A 3692-nucleotide genomic window follows, 5' to 3' on the forward strand; every position below is an offset into this window, starting at 1 on the left:
GGCGCGCCCCGCCCGCATCCCCCGGAGAGAGGGCCGGTGCGCGCCGGGGTGCGCCGTGCCCGGGCGGTCCGCGGGTCCGCTCCGGTCCCGTGACCGGGTAATCCTTGTCCCATGGACAACCACGACGACCGCATCCGGGTGCGCGGCGCCCGCATCCACAACCTCAAGAACGTGGACACGGAGCTGCCCCGCGACGCCCTGGTCGCCTTCACCGGCGTCTCCGGGTCGGGGAAGTCCTCCCTGGCCTTCGGAACCCTCTACGCCGAGTCCCAGCACCGGTACCTGGAGTCGGTGGCGCCGTACGCCAGGCGCCTGCTCCAGCAGCTCCCGGCCCCGGAGGTGGACGACGTCACCGGGATGCCGCCCGCCGTGGCGCTCGCCCAGCCGCGCTCGGCGCCCTCGGTCCGCTCCACCGTGGGCACCCTCACCACGCTGTCCAACACACTGCGCATGCTCTTCTCCCGGGCGGGCGACTACCCGCCCGGGGCGCGGCGCCTGGACTCGGACTCCTTCTCCCCCAACACCGCGGCCGGGGCCTGCCCGACGTGTCACGGGGAGGGGGTCGAGCACGAGGTCACCGAGGGGTCGCTGGTGCCCGACCCCGGGCTGAGCATCGCCGACGGGGCGGTCGCCTCCTGGCCCGGGGCATGGCAGGGCAAGAACCTGCGCGACATCCTCGACACCCTCGGGTACGACATCCACCGGCCCTGGCGGGAGCTGCCCCAAGGCGAGCGCGACTGGATCCTGTTCACCGAGGAGCAGCCCGTGGTGACCGTCCACCCGGTCCGCGAGGCGGGGCGTGTCCACCGGCCCTACCAGGGCAGGTACAGCAGCGCGCGCAGGCTGGTGCTCAAGGCGTACGCCTCCTCCGCCAGCGAGGCCCGTCGGCGCAGGGCCGCCGAGTTCATGGTGGACCGGACCTGCCCGGAGTGCGGCGGTCGGCGGCTGCGGCAGGAGGCGCTGCGCGTCACCTTCGCCGGGCACACCATCGCCGAACTCGCGGCGCTGCCCCTGACCGAGCTGGTGGCCCTGCTGCGCCCCTGGGCGCAGGACCCGGGCGCGGCGGGGGCTCTGGTCGGGGAGATCGCGGCACGGGTCGGGGTGCTGTCGGAGCTGGGCCTGGGCTATCTGAACGCGGCCCGACCGGCGCCGACCCTGTCCACCGGGGAGTTCCAGCGGATCCGGCTGGCCACCCAGCTGGGCACGGGGCTCTTCGGGGTGGTCTACGTCCTGGACGAGCCCTCCGCGGGCCTGCACCCGGCCGACGCCGAGGCGCTCTCCAGGACCCTGCGGCGCCTGCGCGACGGGGGCAACACCGTGTGCTTCGTCGAGCACGACCTGGACGTCGTGCGCGGCGCGGACTGGATCGTCGACGTCGGGCCGGGGGCGGGCGAGCACGGCGGGCGCGTCCTGTACAGCGGCCCGGTCCCCGGCCTGCGCGGGGTCCCGGAGTCGGTGACACGCCGCTACCTGTTCGGCGACGCCCTCCCGGAGCACCGGCCCCGCACCCCCGGCGGATACCTGGAACTGCGCGGGGCCACCCGCAACAACCTCCAAGGGCTGGACGCCGACGTCCCCCTCGGCGTGTTCACCGCCCTCACCGGCGTGTCCGGCTCGGGCAAGTCCTCCCTGCTGGCGGAGATCGGGAACCGGGCCGCCGAACACGGCCGGGTGGTGTGGGTCAGCCAGCAGCCCATCGGACGGACGCCGCGCTCCAACCTGGCGACCTACACCGGGCTCTTCGACACAGTGCGCAAGCTGTTCGCGGCCACCGAGGAGGCCCGCTCGCTCGGTTACGGGCCCGGCCGGTTCTCCTTCAACGTCGTGGGGGGACGCTGCCCGGAGTGCGAGGGCGAGGGGTTCGTGTCGGTGGAGCTGCTGTTCCTGCCCACCACCTACGCGCCCTGTCCAGCCTGTGGCGGCTCGCGCTACAACGACGACACCCTCCGGGTGCGGTACCGGGGGCGCACGGTCTCGGACGTGCTCGCGATGTCGGTGGAGGAGGCGGCGGGGTTCTTCACCGAGGAGCCGTCGGTGCGGCGTTCTCTGGAGACCCTCACCGGGGTGGGCCTGGGCTACCTGCGCTTGGGCCAGCCCGCGACGGAGCTGTCCGGCGGCGAGGCCCAGCGGATCAAACTGGCCACCGAACTCCAGCGCCGCCGGGTCGCCGACACGGTCTACCTGCTCGACGAGCCCACCACCGGTCTCCATCCGCACGACACCGACGTCCTCGTCGGCCGCCTGCGCGACCTGGTCGGCGCGGGCGCCACCGTGGTGGCGGCCGAGCACGACATGCGGGTCGTGGCCACCGCCGACCACGTCATCGACCTGGGCCCGGGCGGCGGATCGCAGGGGGGCCGGATCGTCGCTCAGGGCACGCCCGCACAGGTCGCGGCGGCCCCGGACAGCCGCACGGGCCCCTACCTCAAGGGGCTGCTCTGACGCGCCGGGCCCTGCGCCCGCCGCCGTGTGCCTCGGTGGTCACCTCCCGATCCGGTAGGCGCGGGTCCGGCCGAAGGATCGGCGGCGAAACCGCGTGTCCGACTCTGCCCCTAGTCTTCCGGCATGTACGAATCTGAAGCAGGAACGGCCGGCTCGGGCGGCGGCACGGACACCGCTGCCCGGGTGGCGGCGGCGGTGCGGGACTGCCTCGCGCCGCTGCGGCTGTCCGAGGTCCACGAACCGGTCGTCGAGCACGTGCTGAGCGGCACCCGACCGGAGGCCCTGGCGGCGTTGCGGGAGCGGCCGACCGGCGCCGACATGGTCGCCAAACCGGACGCGGTCTGGCGGACCGACCGGCTGACCGCCGTCGCCGACGCGCATCCCGGCTGGTCACTGCGGGAGGCCGACGCGGCACGGCTGGTGCTCTACCGGCTCGCGCCGATCGACCTGCTCGTCCGGTTCGGGCAGGTGCTGCACGCGGTCACCGGCAACGCCCCGACGTCCGGGGAGCCGTCGTGGCTCCTCGTGCTGGCCGACGACGTGCTCCGTGTCCACGGCGCCGCCGACGGGACCGACGCCGACGACGTCCGGCGGCGGTGGGACCCCCACACCCTCACCGAGGTCGCCCGGGCGGGCGGCGCACCCGGCCGGACTCCCGTGCACGCCGCCCTGTCCGCGCTGCTGTACTCGGGCTCCGGCCACTGGCCGTTCCGTCGGCACCGGCTTCTGGAGAGCGAGGCGGGCGTCGCGTTCCTCGCCCGGCACGCCGACGCGCTCGCGGACGTCGTCACCGGGTCCGCTCTGAACACTCGCAGATACGTGGCGGACCGGTGCGCGCACAGCCCGCAGGCGCACGCGGAACTCGCCGCCGAACTGGCGGTGGACGCCGAGGCGAGCGTTCGCGCTCAGGCGCTGTCCGCCCTGGCCCGGACCGACGGCCCCCGCCAGGTGGACCTGCTGCGACGGCACCTGCGGACCGCGCCGCCGGACCGTCTGCCGGACGTCCTGGCCCGCCTGGCCGACCTCGACGGCGGCGTCGCGGCGATCGAGGAGGCCCTGGCCGACGACGGCGCCGGGCCGCGGGACCCGGAGCGCGAGCGGCTGCTGCGCCGGACCGCCTCCCGGGTGCGGGCGCTGAGAACCGCGGAGGCCGCCGTCCCCGTGCCCGACGTCGCCGCACCGCAGGACGCGGACCTGGCGGAGGAACTGCGGACGCTGGGGGCCGGGGGCGGGTCCGACGGGGACCGTTC

1 protein-coding gene and 1 pseudogene are annotated in these 3692 nt (G+C 75.3%); both read left to right on the forward strand.

Annotated elements, in window-relative coordinates:
- Positions 1-111: 111 nt before the first annotated feature.
- Positions 112-2442, forward strand: a complete 2331-nt coding sequence (locus DQW06_RS22310) for an excinuclease ABC subunit UvrA (protein ID WP_117199245.1) — start codon at positions 112-114, stop codon at positions 2440-2442.
- 123 nt (positions 2443-2565) lie between these two features.
- Positions 2566-3692: pseudogene (locus tag DQW06_RS22315) on the forward strand (DUF1963 domain-containing protein); the annotation flags it as partial.

The organism is Nocardiopsis sp. TNDT3 (assembly GCF_003427465.1).
GTDB lineage: Bacteria > Actinomycetota > Actinomycetes > Streptosporangiales > Streptosporangiaceae > Nocardiopsis > Nocardiopsis dassonvillei.

Coding starts and splice junctions, on each gene's coding strand:
- DQW06_RS22310 (WP_117199245.1), top strand. CDS start 112: ATGGACAACCACGACGACCGCATCCGGGTGCGCGGCGCCCGCATCCAC.